This window comes from Streptomyces sp. JW3 (assembly GCF_052216785.1).
Lineage (GTDB): Bacteria > Actinomycetota > Actinomycetes > Streptomycetales > Streptomycetaceae > Streptomyces.
Map to the genome: position 1 here is coordinate 1 of NZ_JBQOUX010000015.1, position 25,906 is coordinate 25,906.

Genomic DNA, 25,906 nt, shown 5'->3' on the forward strand with positions numbered 1-25,906 from the left:
GGGGCCCCCCCCCTTCGTACCGCCCGCGGTCAGGCGCCTCGGCGCGGGGCCGGCGGCAGCGCGGCCGGGACGTGGTGCATACCGAGCCGGGCGCTGTGCGCGCCCGCGCTGTAGGCGCTGTACGAGCCCCTGCCCCGCGGGATGTGCCGGAAGGAGACGAACCCCAGCTGCTCCTCGCCGCTGCGGTCGCCCGGCAGCGCGCGGAAGGACCGGACGTACTCGTTGTAGAGCGCGTCGTAGATCGGTGTGGCCGAGGGGCCGCCCTGGCGGTGAAAGGCGTCGTATGTGTGCACATTCGTGCAAACGACCCCGCGGCCGAAGAGATGCGGCTGCCAGTTGCGTCTTCGCCGGGCGTGGGGCCGGGACGGCCGGGCGGGCCGCGGGCGTGGCGGGTGCTCAGGTGCCCGCCAGCGGCAGCGCCGCCGCGACCAGCCGGCCGCCCGCCGCCGCCTTGTCCAGCGCGTCCCGCAACAGGTCCTCGCGCGGCTGCCGGCCGATCGAGCCGACCGGCGCGGCGAACATCAGGACCTGCTGGTGCTTGTTGGCGGCCGTCCGCCAGCCCTCGGTCACCTGGAGCGGCTGGTGCGCCTGCCACCAGGCCACCGGCCGGCCGTCGCCCGCCCCCGGCTGGAGCACCGCGTGCAGCTGGCCCACCGCGAGCAGCACGGACCAGCCGTGCAGCACCGGCGGCACCGCGGACAGGTCGGTGACCGGCAGGAAGCCCTGCTCGATCAGCAGCGGCAGGAACTCGTCGGTGGTGCCGTTGGTGCCGGGCCGCACCACGGGCGCGGTCGGCTCCACCACCAGGGCCGGGTGCAGTTCCCCGGCGATCAGGATCAGTCCGCTGGTCACGCCGAGCACCGCCTGCTCGGGCACGGCCTTCGCGGGCTGCGGCTCGCCGCCGAGCGGGCCGCCGCCGCTGATGGACTTCACCGCTCCCTGGAGCTGCTCCTCGGTCACCTTGACCACCTGGGAGGGCAGACAGCCGGCGTGGGCGAAGGCGAGGACTGCGGTCTCGTCCCCGATGAACAGGACGGTGCTGGTGCGCTCCTGCTCACAGTCGCCCGGGGTGCGGCAGGACGTGCAGTCGTAACTGCCCGGGGCGGTCTCTCCGGCGAGCAGGCGGTCGGCTTCTTCGTCGCCGATCTCGGCGCGTACCTCGTCGCTGACGTCGAGCATGCGCGGCACGGGTGGCTCCCTCGGGATGCGTACGTGGCAAGGCCGGGTTTCCCCGGCCCGTGGTCCGGGTGGGTCCCCGGCTCATGCAGAAGACAACGGGTGATCCGTGGCGGGAGTCACGCCCGGCGGCGAACGGAATCGAACCGACCGACGCGCACCGGCACCCACCGGGCGGCCCTCGGCCCGGTGCGTCAAGTCCACTGCTGAGTAAGGGAGTTGAGGCGATGCGACGGGTCGCTGGTCGCTTCGGCGACGGGTCGACAAATCAGGAAATCGGGGAATGAATGGGGTGGCTGAAAAAGACCGGTCAGGACTCCTCGGCGCCGGCCTGGTGCCGCTTCGGCTCGGGCTGCGGGGCCTGTCCGGCGTACGCCGGGTGGTGCAGGTCGAAGGCCGGCGACTCCGAGCGGATACGGGGCAGCGTGGTGAAGTTGTGCCGGGGCGGCGGGCAGGAGGTCGCCCACTCCAGGGAACGGCCGAAGCCCCAGGGGTCGTCGACGTCCACCTTCCTGCCGTACTTCGCGGTCTTCCACACGTTGTAGAGGAACGGCAGCGTGGAGAAGCCGAGCAGGAAGGCGCCGATGGTGGAGAGCGTGTTCAGCGCGGTGAAGCCGTCGGCGGCGAGATAGTCGGCGTACCGGCGGGGCATGCCCTCGGCGCCCAGCCAGTGCTGCACCAGGAACGTGGTGTGGAAGCCCACGAACAGCGTCCAGAACTGGATCTTGCCGAGCCGCTCGTCCAGCATCTTCCCGGTGAACTTGGGCCACCAGAAGGAGAAGCCGGCGAAGGTCGCGAAGACGACGGTGCCGAAGACGACGTAGTGGAAGTGGGCGACCACGAAGTAGGTGTCGCTGACGTGGAAGTCCAGCGGCGGCGACGCCAGGATCACCCCCGTCAGCCCGCCGAACAGGAACGACATCAAAAAGCCCGTCGCCCACAGCATCGGGGTCTCGAAGGAGAGCGAGCCCTTGAGCATGGTGCCGGTCCAGTTGAAGAACTTCACGCCGGTCGGCACCGCGATCAGGAAGCTGAGGAAGGAGAAGAACGGCAGCAGCACCGCGCCGGTGGTGAACATGTGGTGCGCCCACACCACCACCGACAGCCCGGTGATCGCCATCGTCGCGGCCACCAGCGTCAGATAGCCGAACAGCGGCTTGCGGGCGAAGACCGGGATGATCTCGCTGATGATCCCGAAGAACGGCAGCGCGATGATGTACACCTCGGGGTGGCCGAAGAACCAGAACAGGTGCTGCCACAGCAGCGCGCCGCCGTTGGCCGCGTCGAACACCTGGCTGCCGAGCCGCCGGTCCGCCTCCAGGACCAGCAGCGCCGCCGCGAGCACCGGGAACGCCACCAGGATCAGGATCGACGTGAACAGGGTGTTCCACACGAAGATCGGCATCCGGAACATCGTCATGCCCGGCGCGCGCATCCCCACGATCGTGGTGAGGAAGTTGACCGCGCCGAGGATCGTCCCGAACCCGGCCAGCGCCAGGCCCATGATCCACAGGTCGGCGCCGATGCCGGGGGAGTGCACCTGGCCGTTGAGCGGCGCGTAGGCGAACCAGCCGAAGGCGGCCGGACCGCTCGGCACCAGCAGCGAGGAGAGCACGATCAGGCCGCCGAAGAGGAAGAGCCAGTACGAGAGCATGTTCAGCCGCGGGAAGGCGACGTCGGGGGCGCCGATCTGGAGCGGCATCAGCTCGTTGGCGAAGCCCGCGAAGCTCGGTGTCGCGAACAGCAGCAGCATGATCGTGCCGTGCATCGTGAAGAGCTGGTTGAACTGCTGGTTGTCGACGATCTGGAGCCCCGGCCGGGCCAGCTCGGCCCGCATCATCAGGGCCATGACACCCGCGATCAGGAAGAACAGGAACGACGTGATCAGGTAGAGGTGGCCGATCTTCTTGTGGTCGGTGGTGGTCAGCCAGTCCACCACCACCCGGCCCCGCCGCTCGGCGCGCACCGGCTCCGCCGTGGCCCCCAAGGTCTGCGTTCCCATCGCCCGCCCCTTCGTCGTCGCCTCCCGGTCCCGCCGCGCCCACGCCATGATGCTCGCGGCACCGGCCGGCCGACAGGGGGCGTACGGCGGTGATGTGCGCGGCCCGCGCCCGGTCCCGCATTCCGTGGGCCGGGGAGGGGCTGCCGTGGCCGGAATGCGGAGCTGCCCGAGGGCTTTTGGCCGGCCCTTCTCCGGCCTTTTTCGCTCGGCTATTCGAAGAGCCGGAACGCTTCCTGTGCGGACTCGGGCGAGGACTTGGGTGGACCTCGCGGAAGTGCGTGCGGGAATTCTCCCGACCGGTCCGCGAAAGTGGGCGAGAACCGCTCGTCCGGGTGACGGAGTTCCGCCAAAACCCACAGCGTGATCTGTGACAGAAGTGTGACGGGGACGGGCCGCCGAACCGGTTACCGGTCCGGGCTTCCCCGGCCGGTAACCAGGGCATAGCGTGGCGGCATGGCATCGATTCCGACCCCCTCGGGCGAACCCCAGGACAGTCCGGACGCTTACCTCGGCCTCGCCGCGGACGCCGCCGAGGAGCGCGCGCGGGAGCGGGGGTGGGCGGCGGTGCGGTCGCTGCCGCCCGGCGCGGTCATCACCATGGAGTACCGCGTGGGCCGGCTCAACTTCGAGGTGCGCGACGGCCGCGTGGCACGGGCCTGGAAGGGCTGAGGCGACGGCCGGGACACGGCGTCGGCCCCGGTTCCCTGTGCGGGAGCCGGGGCCGACGAGTGCGTACCGGGAGGGCGGTCAGCCGCCCGAGACGGGGCGGGCGGGGGAGGCGGAGCCCCGGGGATGGCGGTCGGAGTGCGGCGGGCGGCGGCTGCCGGCCGGGGTGACCGGCGAGCGCTCCGCGCGGGTGCTGTGCGGGCCGGGGGCCAGGTAGACCGGCGCCGCCCGCGAGGAACGGGCCGTGCCGACCGGCTCCCGGGCCGGGGCGTCCTGGTCGGCGGCGGCCGGGGTGAACACCACCGGACGGGACGCGGCGGCGGTCCGGCCGGGCCGGGCCGCGAACCGGTCGCGCAGGCTCAGGATCCAGGACTCGCAGCGGGCGATCAGCGGCTCGCACCACGGCAGCGCCAGCAGCACCAGCAGTCCCGCGATCCAGCCGAGGACCACATCGCTCAGCCAGTGCGTACCGAGGTACACGGTGGACATCCCGACGCCCAGCGAGGTGACCGCGGACAGGGCGGACAGCCAGCGGCGGGCCCTGGGCGTGGAGGCCAGATAGGCCAGGATGCCCCAGGTCACCACGGCGTTCGCGGTGTGACCGCTCGGAAATATATCGCCGCCGGACCACATCTCGTTGGCCCCGACGGTGACCGCGTAGTGCGGGCCGAGGCGGCCCATGCCGTACTTGGCGGCGCCCACGGTGATGTTCAGCAGCAGCAGCGAGGCGCCCAGCGCGAGCAGCGGCCGCAGCGTGTGCTGCCGCCAGGAGCGCCAGCCGAGCCAGGCGGCGACCATCACGGCGGTGGGGCCGCGCTGGCCCAGCACCACGTAGTAGTCGACGAAGGCGTGGATCTCCGGCCACTGCTGGTACGGCCGGAAGAACATGACCTGCCAGTCCAGCCGGACCAGCCAGGAGGTGATCACCACGGCCCACACGATCGCGACGTAGACCGCGAGCAACCCGGCGAGCAAGGCGATCCTGTGCCGGCTCATGGTCGGCACGTCGAGATGGACCGGCCGTTCGGGCTCCCGGTCCAGTCTCGCGAACACCCGGTCCAGACGGGTGAGGTTCCGTTCGGTACGCACCCAATCGACGTTACAGCGAGTGAGCTCCGGTCCCCGCCGAATCAACGGCTTTGTGATGACGATGTGATGTGGGATTCCTCTCAGGGCCCGCCCTAATTCCCTGGATTCGGCAGACCATGCCGACTGCGGCCTTCATTTCTTTTGATCATTTCAGGCGGCGGTTTTATCGTGCTTATGAATTCGTTCACCGAATGCTGGTGTGGAATTCTCCCGGTGCTCACCGAGGGTGTTCGCCGTCGGTCACGGCGGGCCGGAGCCGTTCAGCCAGAACGCCCCGTACAGCGCCGACGCCACCGCGAGCCCCGCCAGCACCGCCGCCGACCTGGCGGTCCGCCGCCGGGCGAGGGCCGCGGCGAGCGGCAGCAGCAGCGGGAAGGCGGGCAGCAGCAGCCGCGGTTTCGAGCCGAAATATCCCGACGCGCACAGGGCCAGTGCGGTGACGAGCCCGGTGTACACCAGCAGCGGGAGCGGCAGCCGCCGCCGTACGCCGACCACGTACAGCCAGATCACCAGGGCGACGCCGACGGTCAGGCCCAGGCCCGCCAGGACCGACGGGAACGACGTGAACATGGCGGCCACGAAACGGGCGAAGGCCCAGCCGCCGTCGAAGCCGTTGCGCCAGCCCGCCTGCACGTCGAGGTAGCCGAACGGTCCGCCGCCGGTGCGGTGGCCGACCCACAGGACGTACCCGGCGGCGCCCAGGGGCGCGAGCAGCAGGCCGAGCGCACACCGCACGCCCTCCCCGGGGGCGCGTGCGACGGCAGGCGCGCCGGGCGCGGCGGCCGGGCCCCGGGTTCGCACGAATGCCGCAACGCCGGCCGCCCACACCGCCGCCGCCACCGCCAGCCCCACCGGCCGGGTCAGCCCGGCCAGCAGCGCCAGCGTCCCCGCCGTCACCCAGCGGCGGGTGCGGACCGCGTACAGCGACCAGGCGGCCAGCGCCGTGAACAGCGACTCGCTGTACGCCATCGACTGCACGATCCCGACCGGCAGCACCGCCCACAGCAGCACCAGGCAGACCCCGGCGCGGCGGCCGTACACCTGGTCACCGACCGCGAAGATCCCCCAGGCCGCCGCGAGCGAGGCGAGCGCGCCGACGACGAACCCCGTGTCCGCGGGCGACAGCGGCGTCAGCGCCGCGCCGAGCCGCTCCAGCCACGGCAGCAGCGGGAAGAACGCCAGGTCGGAGTGGACGTCACCGTTCGGCAGCCGCACCTCGTAGCCGTAGCCGTCCGCGGCGACCCGCGCGTACCACAGGGAGTCCCAGCGGGCGGTCAGCAGCGGGTACGCGCTCTTGTCGCGCGCGGCGCTCCACAGGGCCAGGGCGACCAGGCCCAGGGCGCGTACGGCCGCGTAGCCGAGGAGCGCCCCGGCGGCCCGGCGCGCGGCGCCGGGGCGGGCCGGCGCGGGGTGCTTCTCGAGTTCGGTCACGGTCACGGGCTCGATTATCGGCGCCGGGCACCAGCCGTCGGACGGCCGGGCGGCCAGTGGCGCACGCCACATCCGTGACCGGGGCCGGTGAGAGGTGTGCCACGTGGGGCACGCGCGGACTCGCGTACTCTGACGAGCCACTTCTTGGAGGTACGTACATGTCCGGGACGACCGCGGCCGCCGCCACGCCGCGCCGTCGGACGGCCGGTGCCGGTGCCAACCGCTGGGTGGTCCTGGTCGTCCTCTGCGTCAGCCTGCTGCTGGTGGCGCTCGACGCCACCGTGCTGCACGTGGCGGTGCCCGCCGTCAGCGAGGACCTCCGGCCGGGCGCCGTCGAACTGCTCTGGATCGTCGACGTCTACCCGCTGGTCTGCGCCTCGCTGCTGATCCTGTTCGGCACCCTCGGCGACCGGGTGGGCCGCCGCCGGATTCTGCTGCTGGGGTACGCGCTGTTCGGCGTCGCCTCGGCCCTCGCGGCCTGCGCCGGCAGCGCGCCGGTGCTGATCGCGGCCCGCGCGCTGCTCGGCGCCGGCGGCGCGATGATCATGCCCGCGACGCTGTCGCTGCTGCGCGAGGTCTTCCCCGACCGGCGCGAGCGGGCGCTCGCGATCGGTGTGTGGAGCGCGGTGGCGGCGGTGGGCGCGGCGGTCGGACCGCTGCTCGGCGGTCTCCTGCTGGAGCACTTCTGGTGGGGGTCGGTCTTCCTGGTCAACATCCCGTTGATGCTGGCCGCCCTGCCGGTGGGGCGGCTGCTGCTGCCCGAGTCCAGGCCCCGCTCGGCGGACACCGGGCAGGGGCCCTGGGACGTGGCCGGCGCGCTGCTGGCGGCGGCCGGGCTGTTCGGGGTGGTGCTGGGCGTCAAACGGCTCGGCGGCGGGGAGCCGGCCGCGAGCGCGCTGACGGTGGTCCCGCTGGTGGCCGGCGCCGGGCTGCTGGCCCTGTTCGTACGGCGGCAGCGGCGGCGGCCGTATCCGCTGGTGGACCTGCGGATGTTCCGGCGGCCGGCGTTCAGCACGTCGGTGGGGTGCATCGTGCTGGCGATGCTGGCGCTGGTGGGTCTGGAGCTGATCGCGGCGCAGTACCTGCAACTGGTGCTCGGGCTGTCGCCGCTCCAGACCGGCCTGCGGCTGCTGCCGCTGACCTTCGCGGCGATGGCGGCCGGGCTGGCGGGGGCGCGGCTGCTGCGGCGGTTCGGGCCGCGCCGCACGGTGTGCTTCGGGTTCTGTCTGACGGCCGGGGCGGTGCTGCTGCTGACGGGACTGGGGCGGACCGACGCGTGGGGGCTGATGCTGGGCGGGTTCGTGCTGCTCGGCTTCGGTCTGGAGACCACGCTCTTCGGGGCGTACGAGTCGATGCTGAGCGAGGTGCCGGCCGAGCAGGCGGGCGGGGCGGTGGCGATCGGGGAGACGTCGTACCAACTGGGCGCGGGGATCGGGATCGCGCTGCTCGGTACGGTGATGAACGCGGCGTACGGGCCCGCGCTGGCGGACGTTCCCGGGGTGCCGGCGGCGGCGTCGGCGGCGGCGGGGCGGTCGCTGGGGGAGGCGTACGAGGTCGCCGCGCGGCTCGGGGGGCCGGGTGGGGCGGCGTTGCGGTCGGCGGCGGCGGGGGCGTTCGTGCACGGTCTGCATGTGACGTTGGTGGTGAGCGCGGGGTTGCTTGTTCTGGGGGCGGGGATGGCGTTGCGGTTGCCGCGGGGGATGCGGGGGGTCGAGGGGGCGGTGGGGGTGCCTTCGCCTCGCGGCGAGGTGGAGTCGCGGGTCTCGGTGTGAGTGTTTCCTTCTCCCGCCAGGCGCACCGCCCGTTTGCTGTCCGTCGCGAGGCGGATGTCGCTCGTGGGGCTCGTGCGCCGTCGGCGGCTCGCGGTGTGTGGGTGGGAGAGTGGCTGGACGTGCGGCGCGGCGCGTCGTAACGTCGGCCGGGAGTCGTAACTAGCAGTGCTAGTTTCAGTCCCCGGAGGGTGTCCATGTCCGTGTCCTTCAACCCCGCCGACCCCCTCGGCCTCGACGACCTGCTCGACCCCGAGGACCTCGCCGTCCGCGACACCGTCCGGTCCTGGGCCGCCGACCGCGTACTGCCGTACGTCGCCGACTGGTACGAGCGCGGGGAACTGCCCGGCATCCGGGAGCTGGCCCGCGAACTCGGCGGCATCGGGGCGCTCGGCATGTCGCTCACCGGGTACGGCTGCGCGGGCGCCGGCGCCGTCCAGTACGGCCTCGCCTGTCTGGAGCTGGAGGCGGCCGACTCCGGCATCCGGTCCCTGGTCTCCGTACAGGGCTCCCTGGCCATGTACGCCATCCACCGGTTCGGCAGTGAGGAGCAGAAGCAGAGCTGGCTGCCGCGCATGGCGGCCGGCGAGGTGATCGGCTGCTTCGGGCTGACCGAGCCCGACCACGGCTCCGACCCCGCCGCGATGCGCACGTACGCCAAGCGCGACGGCACCGACTGGGTGCTGAGCGGGCGGAAGATGTGGATCACCAACGGGTCCGTGGCAGGGGTGGCGGTGGTGTGGGCGCGCACCGACGACGGGATCCGCGGGTTCGTCGTGCCCACCGACCGGCCCGGGTTCGCCGCGCCGGAGATCAAGCACAAGTGGTCCCTGCGGGCCAGCGTCACCAGCGAACTCGTCCTCGACGACGTACGACTGCCCGCTGACGCGGTGCTGCCGCAGGTCACGGGGCTGCGCGGCCCGCTCAGCTGCCTCAGCCACGCCCGGTACGGGATCGTCTGGGGCGCGATGGGCGCGGCCCGCGCCTGCTTCGAGACGGCGGTGGAGTACGCGAAGACGCGGGAGCAGTTCGGGCGGCCCATCGGCGGCTTCCAGCTCACCCAGGCCAAGCTCGCCGACATGGCGGTCGAACTGCACAAGGGGATCCTGCTCGCCCATCACCTCGGGCGGCGCATGGACGCGGGCCGGCTCCGGCCCGAACAGGTCAGCTTCGGCAAGCTGAACAACGTACGGGAGGCGATCGAGATCTGCCGTACCGCGCGGACGGTCCTCGGCGCCAACGGGATCTCCCTGGAGTACCCCGTGATGCGGCACGCGACCAATCTGGAATCGGTGCTCACCTACGAGGGCACCGTCGAGATGCACCAGCTCGTGCTGGGCAAGGCGCTCACCGGACTCGACGCGTTCCGGTAGGAGCCCGGGAAACACTGCGGGCAGGGCCGGCGGGGGCGGCCCTGCCTCAGCTCTGGTTGAAGAAACCGTCCGTGCGGTGCGCGGCCGGTTCGCCGTTGATGACCTGGGTGTCGGCCGGGCTCAGCAGGAACACCCGGCTGGACACCCGCTCGATGGAGCCGCGCAGGCCGAAGATCAGCCCGGCCGCGAAGTCGACCACGCGCTTGGCGTCGCCGGCCTCCATGGCCGTCAGGTTGATGATCACCGGGACGCCGTCCCGGAACAGCTCGCCGATGGCGCGGGCGTCCCGGAAACTGTCCGGGGTGACCGTGCCGATCCGGCGGCCCCGCTCCTCGGCCGTGTCCGCGGCCACCTTGACCCGGGGGTCCGTGACCCAGGCGTCCCCGGATTCGTTGCCCTCGGAGTAGTCGTCGTCGTAGTAGCGCTCGTCATCGTTGTCGTCGACGAGGCCGAGCCACGCACTCGCCTTGCGTACCGATCCCATGGACGCCTCCTTCCTCAGCGGTCTTTCGTGCCTTCCGCATCCCTATGGTCATCCATGATGCGGACGTCGCGCCAAGTGGATAGACGCCGCGCGGGGGGTTTGTGACGGTACTGGTGCACAGCGAATCCGTCGAGAGTCCATGTGTCCCAAGGGTCGTTCCCCAAACGGATGCTGACCGTGAGTGAAATATGACTCTTCCTGGCGGACGGGTGAGGGACGGGGCGTACGGGTGAACCCGGCGGTCGGTACGATGCCGCAGCTCAAGCGACGTGACGCAGACACGGGGGAGTGTTGTGTTCGGGATGGTCAGGCCCTGCCGGCATCGGCTCGGGGAGAGCCTCACCGGCCAGTGGATGGCGCACTTGTGTGGATTGTGTCTCGCTTTGCGCGGGGACCACGGACAGTTCGCGCGGATCGTGACCAATTATGACGGGCTGCTCATATCGGTGTTGACGGAGGCTCAGGCCCCGGCGGGGCGGCGCGGGGGCCTGAGCCCGGCGGGACCCTGCCCGTTGCGCGGGATGCGTACCGCCTCCGTCGCGCACGGCGAGGGGGCACGGCTGGCGGCGGCCGTCTCGCTGGTGCTGGCGTCGGCGAAGGTGCGCGACCACGTCGCCGACGGGGACGGGCTGCTGGCCCGCCGACCGGTGGCGCCGGCCGCCCGCCGGGTCGCCGCGCGCTGGGACGCGGCCGGGGCCCGTAGCGGCGGTGCGGTCGGCTTCGACACCGCCGTCCTGGTCGACGCGGTGGACCGGCAGGGCGGGATCGAGGCGCTCGCCGGGCCGGGGACGCCGGTCCGCGTCGTCACCGAGCCGACCGAGACCGCGACCGCCGCCGCCTTCGCGCACACCGCCCACCTCGCCGGCCGGCCGCACAGCGCCGCGCCGCTCGCCGAGGCCGGGCGGCTGTTCGGGCGGCTCGCGCATCTGCTGGACGCGGTGGCGGACCGGGAGGCGGACGCCGCCTCGGGTGCGTGGAATCCTCCCCCACGCTCGGCTTCGCTCGCGCGGGGGGACCCCCATCCGCCACCGGGACCCCGCTCGCCGAGGCCCGGCGGCTGGCCGACGACGCCGTGCACGGGGTGCGGCTCGCGCTGCGGGAGGCGGAGTTCGGCGACCGTCGCCACGCGGTCCTCGTGCCACCGCCGCCACCGCGCCTACGGAGCGCGGACGCCACCAACGGGCACGGCAGTTACCGCTTCCGGTTCCTGTACCCGTCTGCCCGTCGGCGCCGGACCCGGACGGCCGGACGGCCGGACGGCGGTCGACCGCAACCGCGCGCGGTCGCCGCCGTGTGTCTTCGCCGACCGCTTCGGCGGTCCGTTCCCACTGCCGGGGAACACCCTCGACATCGCTGTCGAGGCGGGAGAGCGGCGACTGGCCCGAGTGCGCTGAGTGAGCTGACCGTACCGGTCGTACTAGTGGTGACGGCCGAAAGGCACCCTTGCGCCGACCGTTCGTTCGGCCGAATACTCCCACTCAGCGCTTGTCAGGGGCACGCCGTTTCCGGAATCCGGACATCCGGGGGGCTTCTGGCTGCGCCTCACGGGCCCGGCAACCCCACGAATGGGCCCCCTACTTCCCCCGTGGAGGAACGAAAAGTGAGGATCAAGCGCACCACCCCCCGCAGCGGTATCACGAGACGTACCCGGCTGATCGCCGTCTCCACCGGCCTCGTGGCCGCCGCCGCGATCGCGGTCCCCAGCGCGACCGCGGCCGACACCCCCACCACCTTCAGCTCCGCCGAGCTCAAGAGCGCGAGCAGCTCGGTGCTGAAGGCCGACGTCCCGGGCACCGCCTGGGCCGTCGACAGCAAGACCGGCAAGGTCCTGGTCACCATTGACGAGACGGTCTCCCAGGCCGAGATCGCCAAGATCAAGCAGCAGGCCGGGGACAACGCCGGCGCGCTCAGCATCAAGCGCACCAACGGCACGTTCAACAAGCTGATCCAGGGCGGCGACGCCATCTACACGAGCAGCTGGCGCTGCTCCCTCGGCTTCAACGTGCAGAGCAGCAGCGGCACCCAGTACTTCCTGACCGCCGGGCACTGCACCGACGGCGCCGGCACCTGGTACTCCAACTCCTCGGGCACCACGACGCTCGGCACCACCGCCGGCTCCAGCTTCCCGACCAACGACTACGGCATCGTCCGGTACACCAACACGTCGGTCGCCAAGCCCGGTACCGCCAACGGTGTGGACATCACCAGCGCCGGCACCCCGAGCGTGGGCGCCACCGTCATCCGTGACGGTTCCACCTCCGGCACCCACAGTGGCCGGGTCACCGCTCTGAACGCCACCGTCAACTACGGCAGCGGCGACATCGTCTACGGCCTCATCCAGACCACGGTCTGCGCCGAGCCCGGCGACTCCGGCGGTTCGCTCTACGGCAGCAACGGCACCGCCTACGGTCTGACCTCCGGCGGCAGCGGTGACTGCACCTCCGGCGGCACGACCTTCTTCCAGCCGGTCACGGAGGCCCTGAGCGCCTACGGCGTCAGCGTCTACTGAGCCGCCCGCGCGCGGTCGCAGCCAGCGGCACCACCGGCCCCCGCACGGCAATCGCCGTGCGGGGGCTCCCTTTTGTCCGGAACCGGCGTTACCGTCGAAGAGCGCACAAAGAGCGGTCAAAGCGTGCACGTGACTCCTCCCCCTCGTGAACGAGGAGGCTTCTCCCTTGGGGCCGAAGACCCGCAGGACGGCCAAGCCCTGACCGCTGCCGAAGCAGCTGCGCAGCGTACTACGCCGCTTCGCAGCTCCGATAATCAGGATGCGTTTCCCTCCCCGACTGAAGCCGGGATACTCACGCAAGATCAGGGATGGAGCATGCGCGGATCACTCGACGCGCCCACTTCGGACCCCGGGGGCCGTGATGGTCGAGGAGCTGGTGGCGCCGGGAGCGGCGGTGGCGAGGCGTCCAGGTCGCTCTCGCGGGTGAAGCCGGGCCCGCGCACCCGCGGCCGGAGCCGGCCGGCCGACCGGGTCGAGACCGAGGACGTCTCGCTGCCCGGGACCATGAAGCGCCCGACGGCCCAGCAGGCCGAGGCGGACCGGGAGCGGGAGGCGGACCGGGAACGGGAGGCGGACCGGGAGTGGGAGGCGGACCGGGAGTGGGAGGCGGACCGGGAGCGGCGGGCCCGGGTCATCAACGCCGACGCCGAGCTCCAGGCGTCGAAGAAGCTGGCCGAGGCGGCCAAGGAGATGTCCGGGCAGCCCGCCGCGCTGCAACTGCGGCTGCTCCAGACGGTGGTGGCGGTCGCCGCCGAGAAGAACTCCACGCTCGTCCTGCCCTTCCCGGTGGAACTGCTGCGGTTCCTGGAGCGGGCTCAGCAGCCGGCCCCGCCGGAGACCGGCCGGAGCGGGCCACCGCGCGTAGATGCACGGCTGCGGGGTGCGGCGCAAGAGGCGGAATCCAGACAGGAGTAGACCTCACTCTCCGGTGAACGGTTCTTGATCCGGAGTGTTTGCTCTGCGAATCGTCCGCGAATCGTCCCTGGCCCGGGAGCAAACGGTGGAGGTCGTGTGTGCGCACCGGAGTTGTCGTGCGCACGTCTCGAAGTCGACCTTGTGTGCGAGCTGTGCCGTTCGGAAGAGTAAGCGCCTGTCAACCGGCCTTCCGGTCCGCGCGGTCCCCACTACCGCGCGGGCCGACCCCCCACAGGAGGACATGAGTTGAAGCACCGACGCACACCCAGGCGGCGGGCGGCCGTGGCGGGCGCGGGCATCGTCGCGCTGATCGCCACGGCGGTCACCTTCCAGTCCGCGAACGCCAGTGAGACCCCGGCGCCCGCTAGCCCCGAGACCCTGTCGGCCACCGCGGCCGGAAAGCTCGCCTCCACCCTGCTCGGCGACCTCGGCGCCGACGCGGCGGGCACCTACTACGACGCCCAGGACAAGAGCCTGGTGGTCAACGTCCTCGACGAGGCCGCCGCGCGGACCGTCGAGGAGGCCGGCGCCACGGCGAGAATCGTCGAGAACTCGCTCGCCGACCTGAAGCGCGCGCGCACCACCATCGAGCGGGACGCCACCGTGCCGGGCACCTCCTGGGTGACCGACCCGACCACCAACAAGGTCGTCGTCACCGCCGACCGCACGGTTTCCAAGGCCGAGTGGGCCAAGCTCACCGAGGTGGTCGGCGGACTCGGCGGCACGGCCGAACTGAAGCGCACCGAGGGGAAGTACCAGCCCTTCGTCGCGGGCGGCGACGCCATCACCGGCAGCGGCGGGCGGTGCTCGCTCGGCTTCAACGTCACCAAGGGCGGCGAGCCGTACTTCCTGACCGCCGGCCACTGCACCGAGGCCATCACCTCGTGGTCGGACTCGTCCGGCACGGTCATCGGGGAGAACGAGGTCTCCGAGTTCCCCGACAACGACTACGGGCTGGTCAAGTACACCGCCGACGTGGACCACCCGAGCGAGGTCAACCTCTACGACGGCTCGGCGCAGTCCATCACGGACGCCGCCGAGGCCACCGTCGGCATGGCGGTGACCCGCAGCGGCTCCACCACCCAGGTGCACGACGGCACGGTCACCGGCCTGGACGCCACCGTGAACTACGGCAACGGCGACATAGTCAACGGCCTCATCCAGACCGACGTCTGCGCGGAGCCCGGCGACAGCGGCGGCTCCCTCTTCTCCGGCTCCAGCGCGGTCGGCCTCACCTCCGGCGGCAGTGGCGACTGCACCTCGGGCGGGGAGACCTTCTTCCAGCCGGTGACGGAGGCGCTGTCGGCCACCGGGACGGAGATCGGCTGACCGGCTGACGTGTCAAGGAGGTCCCGCCCCGCGCGCGAGGGGCGGGACCTGCGCCGTTTCCGGGCCGGGTTCAGCCCGCCTGCGTGGGCAGTTCCGCCTCCGGCCGCCGGCGGCGCAGTACCGACGCCAGCAGCGTGAGCACCGTGCCCGCCACCGCCCAGGCCCACAGCACCAGCAGTGAGAAGGTCAGGTCGTTGCTCCTGAAGTAGGCGACCGAGCGGGCCGCCCAGGTGCCCGCGCCCGGCGGCAGCGCCGGACCGATCGCCTTCCAGAACGGCGGCAGCATCGGCAGCGGGAAGGCGCCGCCCGCGCTCGGGTTGCCCGCGATCACCACCAGCAGGATCGCCAGGCCGATGCCGACGATCCCGAAGACGCCCTGGAGCGCGAGGGTGGCGGCGCCGACCGCGAAGGTGATCAGCGCGCCCAGCCCCCACAGGTCGACCACGCTGCCGGGCAGCGCCCCGAGGACCGGCCCGATGATCACCGCGCCGCCCAGTCCGCCGACGATCGCGACCAGTGCCATCACGATCAGCCGGATCGCCGCGCGGCGCGGATTGGCGGGCCGGGCGCCGGTGCTGATGGCGAGGATCGAGGCGCACAGATAGCCGCCGACGCACCAGCCGACGACCAGGTAGAAGGACGACAGCCCGTCGAAGTCGTGGGCCGAGGCCGGGGCCACGTCGACGGTCTGCACGGTCCGCCGCTCGGTCCCCTCCAACTCGGTGACGAGGCGCTCCAGGGTGGTGGCGAGGGCGGTGCCGCCGCCGGAGGCGACCAGCAGCGTGTCGCGGGTGCCGCGCGCGGTCACCACCAGGGCGCCGTCGATCTCCCGGTCCATGATCTTCTTCCGGGCGCTCGCCTCGTCGGTCACCGCGCGCGGGTCCAGCGGCGTGCCCGGCAGCCGCTCCAGGCGGGCCACCGTCTGCCCGGCCGCGGCGCCGGGCGCGACCACGCCGAAGGGCACGTCCCGCGCCTTCGGGTCGTGCAGCGCCCCGACGTAGGAGGCGATGAACAGCAACTGGAGCGCGATCACGCCGAGCACCAGCAGGGTGGCCCGCGGGGTGACGGCGTCCCTCACCTCGTCGCGGAACGAAGCGTTCCGATCGCTGGTGCCCGAGGTGTGTGACATGTCCCCACGGTCCCGGTCGGAGGGTGTTCGCGCAGGTGGGGCGGGGCCGAACGGATGTCGTACACACATTCGAGGATGGAGGTATGGTGGGTGGTGTAGTTGGAACAGGCGTTCGATAGAGCGTCGGAAGGTCATCAGTGCGGGAGGTGTGTGTGCCGGGTTTCACGCATCTGCGCACCGTCTCCGGGTTCTCCCTGCGGTACGGCGCCTCCCACCCGGAGCGGCTGGCCGAGCGCGCCTTCGAGCGGGGCATGGACGCCCTCGCCCTCACCGACCGCGACACCCTCGCGGGCGCGGTCCGCTTCGCCAAGGCGTGCGCGAAGGCGGGCGTCCGCCCGCTGTTCGGCGCCGACCTGGCGGTGGCGCCGCCCGCCTCGGCGCCGGAGCGCGGCGAGACCTCCGTGCGCCGGGACCGGCGCCGCACCCCCGTGCGCGGCGGTGCCTTTGTCGACGAGTCGGCCCCGCGGGTCACCTTCCTCGCCCGGGACGGCGCCCGCGGCTGGGCCGGCCTGTGCGGGCTGGTCTCCGCCGCGCACCGCAATCCCGAGACCCCTCTCCTGTCCTGGCCCGACAACCACGCCGACGGCCTCACCGTCCTGCTCGGCCCGGACTCCGACGTCGGCCGCGCGCTCGCCGCCGGCCGCCCCGACCGCGCCGCCGGGCTGCTCGTCCCCTGGCGCGAGGTGTACGGCGACGACCTGCGCCTGGAGGCCGTCTGGCACGGCCGTACCGGCACCGGACCCGGCTCCCTGCGGCTGGCCGCCCGCACCGTCGGCTTCGCCGCCGAGCAGGGCGTGCGGCCGGTGCTGACCAACGCCGTCCGGTACGCCGACCCCGGCCAGGGCCCGGTCGCCGACGTACTGGACGCGGCCCGCCGCCTGGTCCCGGTCGGCGCGAGCCGGGAACTGGACTCCGGGGCGGCGTGGCTCAAGGACCCGGGTGCCATGGCGGCCGCCGCCGAGCGGATCGTCGAGGCCGCGGGCTTCGGGCGGAACACCGCGCACCGGCTGCTGGAGCAGACCCGGGCGACGGCCGCCGCGTGCCTGGTCGACCCCGAGGACGACCTCGGCATGGGCGCCGTCCACTTCCCCGAACCGCATCTGGTCGGCGCGGGCCGCCGCACCGCCCAGCGGGCGCTGGCCTCCCGGGCGGCGGCGGGGATGATCCGCAAGGGGTACGACCGGCGGCGCGACCAGCGGACCTACTGGGAGCGGATGCACCACGAGCTGGACATCATCGCCCACCACGGCTTCGCCTCGTACTTCCTCACCGTCGCTCAGGTGGTGGACGACGTACGGGACATGGGCATCCGGGTCGCCGCGCGGGGCTCCGGCGCCGGCTCCCTGGTCAACCACCTGCTCGGCATCGCGCACGCCGACCCGGTCGGGCACGGGCTGCTGATGGAACGGTTCCTCTCCAAGGAACGGGTGGTGCTGCCCGACATCGACATCGACGTGGAGTCCGCGCGCCGCCTGGAGGTCTACCGGGCGATCATCGGCCGGTTCGGCACCGAGCGGGTGGCGACGGTCGCGATGCCGGAGACCTACCGCGTCCGGCACGCGATCCGGGACGTGGGCGCCGCCCTGTCCATGGACCCCGCCGAGATCGACCGGGTCGCCAAGTCCTTCCCGCACATCCGGGCCCGCGACGCCCGCGCGGCCCTGGCGGAACTGCCCGAGCTGAGGGAGCTGGCGGGCGAGCAGGAGAAGTACGGCCGGCTCTGGGAACTGGTCGAGGCGCTCGACGCCCTCCCGCGCGGCGTCGCCATGCACCCCTGCGGCGTCCTCCTCTCCGACGCCTCCCTGCTCTCCCGTACGCCGGTCATGCCGACCAGCGGCGAGGGCTTCCCGATGGCCCAGTTCGACAAGGACGACGTGGAGGACCTCGGGCTGCTCAAGCTGGACGTGCTGGGGGTGCGGATGCAGTCGGCGATGGCGCACGCGGTCGCCGAGGTGGCACGGGCGTCGGGGGAGCGGGTCGACCTGGACGCCGTACCGGACGGCGATCCGGCCACGTACCGGCTGATCCGCTCCACGGAGACGCTGGGCTGCTTCCAGATCGAGTCGCCGGGCCAGCGCGACCTGGTCGGCCGCCTCCAGCCGGCCACTTTCCACGACCTGGTCGTGGACATCTCCCTCTTCCGGCCCGGACCGGTCGCCGCCGACATGGTGCGGCCGTTCATCGAGGCCCGGCACGGGCGGGCGCCGGTGCGCCACCCGCACGAGGACCTGGCTCAGGCGCTGGAGAGCACGTACGGGGTGGTCGTCTTCCATGAGCAGGTCATCGACATCATCGCGGTCCTGACCGGCTGCGGGCGCGGTGAGGCCGACCGGGTGCGGCGCGGGCTGTCCGACCCCGAGTCGCAGGGGCGGATCAGGGTGTGGTTCGCGCAGCACGCGGCGGCGAACGGGTACGACGCGGAGACCATCGGGCGGACCTGGGAGATCGTCGAGGCGTTCGGTTCGTACGGCTTCTGCAAGGCGCACGCGGTGGCCTTCGCGGTGCCGACGTACCAGTCGGCCTGGCTCAAGGCCCATCACCCGGCCGCCTTCTACGCCGGGCTGCTCACCCACGACCCCGGCATGTATCCGAAGCGGCTGCTGCTGGCGGACGCGCGGCGGCGCGGGGTGCCGATCCTGCCGTTGGACGTGAACAAGTCGGGGGTCGCACACAGGATCGAACTGGTGTCTGAATCAGGAGTGTGGGGGCTGCGGCTGGCCCTCTCCGACGTGCACGGCATCAGCGAGGCCGAGGCGGAGCGGATCGCCGCCGGGCAGCCGTACGCCTCGCTGCTCGACTTCTGGGAACGCGCCCGCCCCAGCCGCCCGCTCGCCGGGCGGCTCGCCCAGGTCGGCGCGCTGGACGCGTTCGGCGCCAACCGCCGCGACCTCCAGCTGCACCTGACCGAGCTGCACCGGGGCGCCCGGGGCGGCCGCGGCGACCAGCTCCCGCTGTCCGGCGGCCGCAGGACCGCCTCGGCCGGGCTGCCCGACCTCACCTCGGCGGAGAAGCTCAGCGCCGAGCTGGGCGTCCTGTCGATGGACGCCTCGCGCAACCTCATGGACGACCACCGCAGCTTCCTCGACGAACTGGGTGTGCTCTCGGCGCGGCGGCTGCGCGAGGCCCGGCACGGGCAGACGGTACTGGTCGCGGGTGCCAAGGCGGCCACCCAGACGCCGCCGGTCCGGTCCGGCCGCCGGGTCATCTTCTCCACCCTGGACGACGGCACCGGCCTGGTCGACCTGGCCTTCTTCGACGACTCGCACGACGCCTGCGCGCACACCGTCTTCCACTCCTGGCTGCTGCTGGTGCGCGGGGTGGTGCAGCGGCGCGGGCCGCGCAGCTACAGCGTGGTGGGCGCCGCCGCCTGGAACCTGGCCGAACTGCTGGAGGTACGGCGGGAAGAGGGCCTGGACGGAGTCGCGGCCCGGCTCGCCGGCGGGACCGGGGGCGGCGGCACGCCCGAGGACGGTGCCGCCCGCCGCCGCTTGGCCGGCTCCGACGGGCAGCCCGCGCCGGCCGGCTCCGCCGCGCAGGACGCGATGGAACGGCAGCGGACCGTCCGCATGCCCACGGGGTACGAGATGCACCCCTGGGCCGATCTGCGCCCCGCGGGCGAAGGGCCCGCGGTGGGAAGGAAGTTGTGGCACCAGAGTCCGGGGAGTGCGGGATGAGGAGTGCGGGATGACCATTCTCTGCGTACGTTTCCAGCTGCCGCCGATGTACGAGGCGGCCCTGCCGGGACTGCTCGGGCTGCTGGAGGAGTTCACGCCGGTCGTCGAGGCGCTGCCGCCGGACGGGGCGCTGGCCGATCTGCGCGGCGCCGAACGGTACTTCGGGCGCGACGCGGTGGAGCTGGCGTCGGTGATCCGGGTCCGCGCCCTCGCCCTGCACGGGATCGACTGCGCGATCGGCGCCGGTCCCGGCCCGCTGCTGGCCCGCATGGCGCTGCGGGAGGCCCGGCCGGGCGCGGTCCGCGCGGTCACCGCCGAGGAGGCGGTGGCGTTCCTCGCCGAACGGCCGGTCGCCGCGCTGCCCGGCGTCGGCCGGGCCACCGCCCGCACCCTGTGCGAGTACGGCCTCGACACCCTCGGCCGGGTCGCCGCCGCACCGCTGTCCACGCTCCAGCGCCTGGTCGGCGCGAAGACCGCCCGCGACCTGCACGAGAAGGCGAACGGCGTCGACCTCGGCCGGGTCGTCCCGAACGGCGTCTCCCTCCCCCACTCCCGGCTTCGCTCGAGCGGGGGGACCCCCATGCTGGCCGCCGACCGCCCCTTCCCCCGCGACGAACTCGACCCCGCCCGGCACCGCCGCGCCCTCCTCTCCGCCGCCGAGGAACTGGGCACCCGGCTGCGCGCCCTGGACAAGATCTGCCGCACCCTGACCCTGACCGTCCGCTACGCCGACCTCCCCCACTCTCGGCTCCGCTCGAGCGGGGGGACCCCCATGGCCACCACCCGCACCCGCACCCTGCGCGAACCGACCGCCCACTCGGCGGCGCTCACCGCCACCGCGTACGAGATGTACGAGGCGCTCGGCCTCCAGCGCGCCCGGGTCCGCGCGATCGCCCTGCGCGCGGAGGGCCTCGCCCCCGCCGAACAGGCCACCCACCAGCTCACCTTCGACCCGGTGGACGAGAAGGTCCGCCGCATCGAGGAGGCCGCGGACCGCGCACGAGCGAGATTCGGACCACGGGCGGTGCTGCCGGGGGCGTTGGCGGCGTAGCCGGCTAGTTCGCCGGTCAGCGGTGGCCGTGGGTGGCGCGGCGGCGGACCGAGGCGAACAGGGTGGCCGCGCCGAGGGCCAGGACGGCGGCGCCGCCGACCGCGAGGTACGGGGTGCTGCTGTTTCCGCCGGTCTCGGCGAGGTTCGTGGTGCCGCCGGCGGCGGTGAGGTCGTTGCCCTCGTCCGTGGCCGCCCCGGTCGCCGGGGTCGGGTCGGTCGTGGTGGTGGCGTCCTGGTCGCCGTGGCCGTGGTGCTCGACCGTCGACTTGTCGGCGCCGGCCTCGATCTGCTCGTCGGAGGGGGCGGAGGCGGTGGGCGCGGCGGCGGAGGTGTCGTCCTTCTCGGTGGTGCCGGTGGTGTCGGTGGTGGTGCCGGTGGTGGTGTTGGTTCCGCCGAAGGTGACGTCCGAGCAGGAGTAGAACGCCTCCGGGCTGTCCGAGCGCTGCCAGACGGCGTACAGCAGGTGCTTGCCGGTGCGCTCGGGCAGGCTGCCGGAGAAGGTGTAGAAGCCGTCGGCGGCGACCGGGTCGGTGACCGTCGCCACCGGGGCGGACAGGTCGAGGTCGGCCCAGGCCAGCGGCTGGGACGGGTCGTAGCCGTCCTTGGTGATGTACACGTTGAAGGTGCCCTTGTGCTGGGCCGTCACCCGGTACTTGAAGGTGTACGCGCCGCTGCTCACACTGGTGGCCGGCCAGTCGGCGCGGGCCAGGTCGAGGCCCTTGAACTCCTCGCTGTTCGCGCTGCACAGCTTGCCGTCCGGAATCAACTGCTGGTGCTGACCCGCCGCGTCGCCGATGCGGATGCCGTTCCAGTCGTAGAGCGCCTGGGTGCCGCCGGCCGAGACCGCCGCCTTGCACGCCGCCGAGTCGGGGCTCTCCGGGCCCTCGGCGTAGCACTGCGAGACCCGGCTGACCGGGTCGCCCATCGTGCCGTGCGCGGCCGCGGGCGCGGCCGTCAGCACGGTGAGGGCGAGGGGGAGCGCGCAGGCGGCGGCGACGGCGGCGACGGCTCTGCGGGGGGCGGCGGGCAGGGGTGCGGGCATGGCGAACTCCTCGAAACGGTCTCTGGAAAGGCGGTCCGGAACCCGTGGGGGGTGACCAGCACGCTAGCCCCGGAAAACCGCGAAAACGCCTGCTGGCGGCGGCGGACGGAGATCCTTATGGTCGCGTTAAGGGAGTGCTCAGGCTGGGCTCAGGTAGGTACCGTCGACGGCATGACGGACGAGACGATCAGACCGGCCGACGCGCGGGACGTGCCCGCCGTACGGGCCGTCACCGACGCCGCCTACCGGCCGTACCTCGCCGCCATCGGCGTCGCGCCGGCGCCAATGGCGGCCGATCACGCGGCGGACGTGGCCGCGGGACGGGTGTTCGTCACGGGTGCGCCGGTGGTGGGGCTGGTCGTGGTCGAGGCGTTCCCCGGCCATCTGTTCCTGGAGAGCGTCGCCGTCCACCCCGACGCCCGTGGCGGGGGCGTGGGGCGACGGCTGCTGACGTTCGTGGAGGCACGCGCGCGTGCGTTGCGGCTCCCCGAGATCAGGCTCTATACGAACGCGTTGATGCGGGAGAACCAGCGGCTCTATCCGCGGTACGGCTACGAGGTCGTGGAGCGCCGCGTGGACGGGCCCTACGACCGCGTCCACTACCGCAAGCGGCTGCTTCCGGGGGTCTCATGAGCGGGCCGGCCGGCTCAGGCGTCCGGCCACCAGGTGCGGGCGATGTCCGCGCGGATCTCGGGCCGGGCGACGGGGCGCTCGTCGGCCCGCTCGCGGAGCCGGCGGGCGGCCGTCTCCTTCTTCGAACTCAGGGGCTTGTGCACGGTGACACGGCGCATGGCTGCCTCCTCACGGATCCACCGGGTTCCGCGATCTCACGGAGGCAGACCCTTTTCGCGAGAGTTCCTCATCGGCGGGTGATCTGTCAGTGGCGACTGTCACGATTCGATTGTCAGTGGTGGGTGTCACCCTTGGGGCATGACATACGAGAGTGACGGTGCGATTACGGCGCGTGTCGACTGGGAGGCGGAAGCCGCCGGGTTCGACGCCGAGCCGGACCACGGGCTGCGCGACCCGCGGGTGCGCCGGGCCTGGGACCGGCGGCTGCGCTCCTGGCTGCCGGAACGGGCGAGCGACGTCCTGGACCTCGGCTGCGGCACCGGCAGCCTCGCGCTCCTCGCGGCCGAACAGGGGCACCGGGTCACGGGCGTCGACTCGTCCCCGGCGATGCTGGCGCGGGCCCGGCGCAAAGCGGCCGGGCGTGACGTGGTGTTCCTGGCCGGTGACGCCGCGGCGCCGCCCGTCGGGGAGCGGTGTTTCGACGTCGTCCTGGTCCGGCACGTCCTGTGGACGCTGCCCGGCCCCGGCCAGGTGCTGCGGCACTGGCGGGGGCTGCTGCGCCCGGGTGGGCGGCTGGTCCTGGTCGAGGGCGTGTGGGGGAGCGTGACACCGGTCGGGATATCGGCCGGCCGGCTCACGGCCCTGCTCGCGCCGCTCGGCGGGCAAGCACGGGTCGAGACGCTGTCCGGTGATCCGGCGCTGTGGGGCAAGGAGGTCGACGACGAGCGGTACGTGGCCATCGTGCGGTTCCCGGCCGGAGGCAGGCGGGAATTGTCAGACAGGCCCTAGGCCAGCAGCGGGGCGAAGCCGCCGGTGCGGGCCAGGTGCTCCAGGTCGTCCAGCGCGGCCGCGGCGGCGGCCGCGGCGGCCGGGTCCCGGTCCGGCAGGCCGCTCTCGGCGAACTCGTCCTCGTCCAGGCGCCGTACGTCCGTGCCGTCCGCGGAGCGCCACAGGTCCAGGTCGAGGTCCTCGACGACCAGTTCGGCGCCGGTGCGCACGGCCGGGCGGGTGATGTCGCAGTACCAGCCCTTCAGGGCGCCCGTTCCCGCCCGGACCTCCTTCACGGCGTACCAGCGGTCGCGCCAGTAGTACTCGGTGAACACGTCGCCGGGTTCGAACCGCACGAAGCCGAAGTCCCGGACGCCCGCGCCGGACCACGGGGCGCGGACGGTGATCCGGGTGCCGTCGTCGGCCAGCAGCTCGCTCCGGTAACGGATCTTCGTGCGGCCGCCCTTGACCAGGACCACGTCCACCGGGGCCGCCGGGTCCGCCGGCTCAGCCGAGTTCACGGACATACCGCACCTCCGTCGCGCAGACCTCGTACCCGAACCACTTGTTGACCGCCAGCATCGCGTCGTTGCCGGTGTCGTTGCCCGTGAACGCCTCCGTGCACCCGGCCGCCCGGGCCCGGTGCAGGGAGGCGTTCTTGACGAGCTTGGCCAGGCCCCGGCTGCGGAAGGCGCGGGCGGTGCCCGTCATCGCGGTCGAGTACCGGGTGCCGCCGTCCCGGTAGGCCGCGGTGAAGGCGACGGGGCGGCCGTCGACGACGGCGACGGTGGTCAGGTCGTGGCTCAGCATCGGATGGAGCCAGGTCTCGGCGCACCACGCCTGGTAGTCCGCCAACGTGGTGTCGACGTCGCTGGGTTCGTCCGCCGTCGTCTCGGCGTCCAGTGCGAACAGCGGGCGCGGATCGTCGGCGTAGTCGGCGGCGGTGCGCAGTTCGACGCCCGGGGCAGCGGGCTGGAGCGGCGGGAGGGAGTCCTGGGACAGGTCCAGGCGGAGGAAGTGGGCCGAGCGTCCGGCGCGGTAGCCGTACCGCTCGGCGAAGGCCCGGTTGCCCGGCGCGTCCAGCACCCAGGAGTACACCCTGGTCGCCCCCTGGGCCGCCAGATACTCCTCGGCCGCCCGCACCAGCACCCCGCCGGCGCCGCGCCGCGGCCGGTCCGGGCGTACGTAGACGTTGAGATACGCCTGCCCCGGCTCCGGGCTCTCGTGGACCAGGCCGAGCTGGGCGGTGCCGAGCACCTCGCCGTTCTCCTCCGCGACGAGGGAGCGGGCCCGGGTGTCCGGGTGGGTGTGCGTGAGGTGGTGGACGACGGCGTCCGGCGTCCAGAGGATGAACGGCAGGGCCAGATGGCGGACGCGGGCGAACTCCTCGACGTCCGACCGGACGTCGAGCCGCAGATCGCGCAGGGAGACGGTCATATGCGCGCACGCTACGGCGACCGGCGGGCGGCCGCCTCTCATTTTCCGCCGGATACGGTGCCGGGTACGGGACAATCGCGGGGTGACCCTGAAGATCCACATCGATGACGGAGCGGCGCCCTACGAGCAGGTGCGCGCGCAGATCTCCGAGCAGGCCCGGGCGGGTGTCCTGCCGGTCGGCCACCGGCTGCCCACCGTGCGCGGGCTGGCCGAGTCCCTGGGGCTGGCCGCGAACACGGTCGCCAAGGCGTACCGGGCGCTGGAGGCGGACGGAGTGATCGAGACGCGGGGACGCAACGGCACGTTCGTCGCCGCGGCGGGCGCGGCGGCGCAGCGGGAGCTGGCGTCGGCCGCGCAGGAGTTCGCCGCGCGGGCCCGCCGGCTGGGAGCCACGCAGGCCGAGGCGACGGCCGCCGCGCGGGACGCCCTGCGGGCGGCGTTCGCGGACTGAGGCTGCCGCCGCCCGTGGATGGCTGCCCTGGGCGGAGCCGGAGGGGGTTCAGACGGACGTCACGTTCGCCGGTACGCGGGTGACCCGCAGTCCGGCCGTCCTCGCCAGCCGGGCGAACGTCACCGCGTCGTGGACGGCCGCCGCGTGCGGGTCGTTGTTGAAGTACGCGTACACGTCCGCGTCCGGGGGCCAGGTCTCGGCGATCCGGTGGGCCCAGGTGGCCAGGGCCCGGCGGCCGTAGCGCGGCCAGGCGCGGGCCCGGCCCTGGTGGAAGCGGACGTAGCCCCAGTCGGCGGTGCGCCACAGCGGGGTCGCCGGGCGGGAGCGGACGTCGGCCCAGCACAGCGCGGCGCCCCGGGCCCGCAGTACGGCGCGGACCTCCGGCGTCCACCACGACGCGTGCCGGGGTTCCACGGCCACCCGGGTGCCGGCCGGGAAGCGGGCCAGGCAGGCGTTCAGCAGCGCCGGGTCGGCGCGCAGGGTCGGCGGCAGCTGGAGCAGCACCGGGCCGAGCCGGTCGCCGAGCCCGGCGGCGCGGCTCATCAGCCGGTGCACCGGTTCCGCCGGTTCGCGCAGCCGCTTGACGTGGGTCAGGAACCGGCTGGCCTTGACCGCGACCACGAAGTCCGCCGGCACCCGGTCCCGCCACGCCTCGAAGGTCTCCCGGGCCGGCAGCCGGTAGAAGGCGTTGTTGACCTCGACGCTGGCGAAACCCGCCGCGTACTCCTCCAGCCACCGCCGCACCGGCAGCCCGGCCGGGTACAGCACGCCCCGCCAGTCCCGGTACTGCCAGCCGGACGTGCCGACGAACAGAGTCAT

At 73.1% G+C, this 25,906-nt stretch carries 23 protein-coding genes and 1 pseudogene; 12 read left to right on the top strand and 12 right to left on the bottom strand.

Annotated elements, in window-relative coordinates:
- Nucleotides 1-29: 29 nt before the first annotated feature.
- From ACTT8P_RS09015 to ctaD, 3 genes are all read right to left on the bottom strand, one after another.
- Nucleotides 30-293, bottom strand: a complete 264-nt coding sequence (locus tag ACTT8P_RS09015) for a hypothetical protein (RefSeq protein WP_442831018.1) — start codon at nucleotides 291-293, stop codon at nucleotides 30-32.
- 103 nt (nucleotides 294-396) lie between these two features.
- The gene (locus ACTT8P_RS09020) at nucleotides 397-1,188 is read right to left on the bottom strand and encodes a hypothetical protein (protein WP_442831019.1); all 792 of its coding nucleotides are present in this window, start codon (nucleotides 1,186-1,188) and stop codon (nucleotides 397-399) included.
- A gap of 298 nt (nucleotides 1,189-1,486) precedes the next feature.
- Nucleotides 1,487-3,178 carry an aa3-type cytochrome oxidase subunit I gene (gene ctaD / locus ACTT8P_RS09025; protein ID WP_442831020.1) on the bottom strand — a complete coding sequence of 564 codons (1,692 nt, stop codon included), beginning with the start codon at nucleotides 3,176-3,178 and terminating at the stop codon, nucleotides 1,487-1,489.
- 453 nt (nucleotides 3,179-3,631) lie between these two features.
- Here ctaD and ACTT8P_RS09030 point away from each other — a divergent pair, with 453 nt between their 5' ends.
- A complete protein-coding gene (locus tag ACTT8P_RS09030; protein ID WP_442831021.1) occupies nucleotides 3,632-3,847 on the top strand; it encodes an I78 family peptidase inhibitor in 216 nt (71 codons plus the stop codon).
- A 78-nt stretch (nucleotides 3,848-3,925) separates the two neighbouring features.
- Here ACTT8P_RS09030 and ACTT8P_RS09035 read toward each other — a convergent pair whose 3' ends face one another.
- Together ACTT8P_RS09035 and ACTT8P_RS09040 are read right to left on the bottom strand one after the other, a co-directional pair.
- A complete protein-coding gene (locus ACTT8P_RS09035; RefSeq protein WP_442831022.1) occupies nucleotides 3,926-4,933 on the bottom strand; it encodes a phosphatase PAP2 family protein in 1,008 nt (335 codons plus the stop codon).
- A gap of 240 nt (nucleotides 4,934-5,173) precedes the next feature.
- A complete protein-coding gene (locus ACTT8P_RS09040; protein ID WP_442831108.1) occupies nucleotides 5,174-6,364 on the bottom strand; it encodes a hypothetical protein in 1,191 nt (396 codons plus the stop codon).
- Between the two features lie 158 nt (nucleotides 6,365-6,522).
- Between ACTT8P_RS09040 and ACTT8P_RS09045 the strand changes: the two genes are divergently transcribed.
- Nucleotides 6,523-8,136, top strand: a complete 1,614-nt coding sequence (locus ACTT8P_RS09045; RefSeq protein ID WP_442831023.1) for an MFS transporter — start codon at nucleotides 6,523-6,525, stop codon at nucleotides 8,134-8,136.
- Nucleotides 8,137-8,330: 194 nt separating this feature from the next.
- Nucleotides 8,331-9,506, top strand: coding sequence for an acyl-CoA dehydrogenase family protein (locus tag ACTT8P_RS09050; RefSeq protein ID WP_442831024.1), 1,176 nt, complete (start codon nucleotides 8,331-8,333; stop codon nucleotides 9,504-9,506).
- Between the two features lie 46 nt (nucleotides 9,507-9,552).
- Here the strand turns inward: ACTT8P_RS09050 and ACTT8P_RS09055 are convergent, their stop codons facing one another.
- Nucleotides 9,553-9,990, bottom strand: coding sequence for a cell division protein SepF (locus ACTT8P_RS09055; protein WP_361165623.1), 438 nt, complete (start codon nucleotides 9,988-9,990; stop codon nucleotides 9,553-9,555).
- A gap of 353 nt (nucleotides 9,991-10,343) precedes the next feature.
- Between ACTT8P_RS09055 and ACTT8P_RS09060 the strand changes: the two genes are divergently transcribed.
- The 4 genes and pseudogenes from ACTT8P_RS09060 (at nucleotide 10,344) to ACTT8P_RS09075 (ending at nucleotide 14,743) form a co-directional block, all read left to right on the top strand.
- Nucleotides 10,344-11,384: a DUF5685 family protein gene (locus ACTT8P_RS09060; RefSeq protein ID WP_442831109.1), complete on the top strand. Its 1,041-nt coding sequence runs from the start codon at nucleotides 10,344-10,346 to the stop codon at nucleotides 11,382-11,384.
- Nucleotides 11,385-11,590: 206 nt separating this feature from the next.
- Nucleotides 11,591-12,499, top strand: coding sequence for a S1 family peptidase (locus ACTT8P_RS09065; protein ID WP_442831025.1), 909 nt, complete (start codon nucleotides 11,591-11,593; stop codon nucleotides 12,497-12,499).
- 465 nt (nucleotides 12,500-12,964) lie between these two features.
- Nucleotides 12,965-13,414 (top strand): annotated as a pseudogene (locus ACTT8P_RS09070) (hypothetical protein); the annotation flags it as partial.
- A gap of 246 nt (nucleotides 13,415-13,660) precedes the next feature.
- On the top strand, nucleotides 13,661-14,743 hold the full coding sequence (locus ACTT8P_RS09075; RefSeq protein ID WP_442831026.1) for a S1 family peptidase: 1,083 nt from the start codon (nucleotides 13,661-13,663) through the stop codon (nucleotides 14,741-14,743).
- A gap of 70 nt (nucleotides 14,744-14,813) precedes the next feature.
- Here ACTT8P_RS09075 and ACTT8P_RS09080 read toward each other — a convergent pair whose 3' ends face one another.
- Nucleotides 14,814-15,872, bottom strand: a complete 1,059-nt coding sequence (locus ACTT8P_RS09080) for a DUF3533 domain-containing protein (RefSeq protein ID WP_442831027.1) — start codon at nucleotides 15,870-15,872, stop codon at nucleotides 14,814-14,816.
- Nucleotides 15,873-16,024: 152 nt separating this feature from the next.
- Between ACTT8P_RS09080 and ACTT8P_RS09085 the strand changes: the two genes are divergently transcribed.
- On the top strand, nucleotides 16,025-19,546 hold the full coding sequence (locus ACTT8P_RS09085) for a DNA polymerase III subunit alpha (protein WP_442831028.1): 3,522 nt from the start codon (nucleotides 16,025-16,027) through the stop codon (nucleotides 19,544-19,546).
- Nucleotides 19,547-19,556: 10 nt separating this feature from the next.
- Nucleotides 19,557-20,597, top strand: a complete 1,041-nt coding sequence (locus ACTT8P_RS09090) for a DNA polymerase Y family protein (RefSeq protein WP_442831029.1) — start codon at nucleotides 19,557-19,559, stop codon at nucleotides 20,595-20,597.
- A 16-nt stretch (nucleotides 20,598-20,613) separates the two neighbouring features.
- Here ACTT8P_RS09090 and ACTT8P_RS09095 read toward each other — a convergent pair whose 3' ends face one another.
- Nucleotides 20,614-21,639 (bottom strand): lytic polysaccharide monooxygenase auxiliary activity family 9 protein, encoded by a 1,026-nt coding sequence (locus tag ACTT8P_RS09095; protein WP_442831030.1) that lies wholly within the window; start codon nucleotides 21,637-21,639, stop codon nucleotides 20,614-20,616.
- 171 nt (nucleotides 21,640-21,810) lie between these two features.
- On the opposite strand from ACTT8P_RS09095, the gene ACTT8P_RS09100 reads away from it, so the two are divergent.
- Nucleotides 21,811-22,272: a GNAT family N-acetyltransferase gene (locus tag ACTT8P_RS09100; protein WP_442831031.1), complete on the top strand. Its 462-nt coding sequence runs from the start codon at nucleotides 21,811-21,813 to the stop codon at nucleotides 22,270-22,272.
- Between the two features lie 14 nt (nucleotides 22,273-22,286).
- Here ACTT8P_RS09100 and ACTT8P_RS09105 read toward each other — a convergent pair whose 3' ends face one another.
- Nucleotides 22,287-22,430, bottom strand: a complete 144-nt coding sequence (locus tag ACTT8P_RS09105) for a hypothetical protein (RefSeq protein ID WP_442831032.1) — start codon at nucleotides 22,428-22,430, stop codon at nucleotides 22,287-22,289.
- A 139-nt stretch (nucleotides 22,431-22,569) separates the two neighbouring features.
- Between ACTT8P_RS09105 and ACTT8P_RS09110 the strand changes: the two genes are divergently transcribed.
- Complete coding sequence (locus tag ACTT8P_RS09110; RefSeq protein WP_442831033.1) at nucleotides 22,570-23,220, top strand: class I SAM-dependent methyltransferase; 651 nt, start codon at nucleotides 22,570-22,572, stop codon at nucleotides 23,218-23,220.
- Here the strand turns inward: ACTT8P_RS09110 and ACTT8P_RS09115 are convergent.
- Nucleotides 23,217-23,726, bottom strand: a complete 510-nt coding sequence (locus ACTT8P_RS09115; RefSeq protein WP_442831034.1) for a DUF402 domain-containing protein — start codon at nucleotides 23,724-23,726, stop codon at nucleotides 23,217-23,219. The genes ACTT8P_RS09110 and ACTT8P_RS09115 overlap by 4 nt on opposite strands.
- Nucleotides 23,707-24,636: a GNAT family N-acetyltransferase gene (locus ACTT8P_RS09120; protein WP_442831035.1), complete on the bottom strand. Its 930-nt coding sequence runs from the start codon at nucleotides 24,634-24,636 to the stop codon at nucleotides 23,707-23,709. Before ACTT8P_RS09120 ends, ACTT8P_RS09115 begins: the two co-directional genes overlap by 20 nt.
- 82 nt (nucleotides 24,637-24,718) lie before the next feature.
- Here ACTT8P_RS09120 and ACTT8P_RS09125 point away from each other — a divergent pair, with 82 nt between their 5' ends.
- Nucleotides 24,719-25,087: a GntR family transcriptional regulator gene (locus ACTT8P_RS09125; RefSeq protein WP_442831036.1), complete on the top strand. Its 369-nt coding sequence runs from the start codon at nucleotides 24,719-24,721 to the stop codon at nucleotides 25,085-25,087.
- Between the two features lie 48 nt (nucleotides 25,088-25,135).
- On the opposite strand, the gene ACTT8P_RS09130 is transcribed toward ACTT8P_RS09125, so the two are convergent.
- Nucleotides 25,136-25,906, bottom strand: coding sequence for a DUF72 domain-containing protein (locus ACTT8P_RS09130; protein ID WP_442831037.1), 771 nt, complete (start codon nucleotides 25,904-25,906; stop codon nucleotides 25,136-25,138).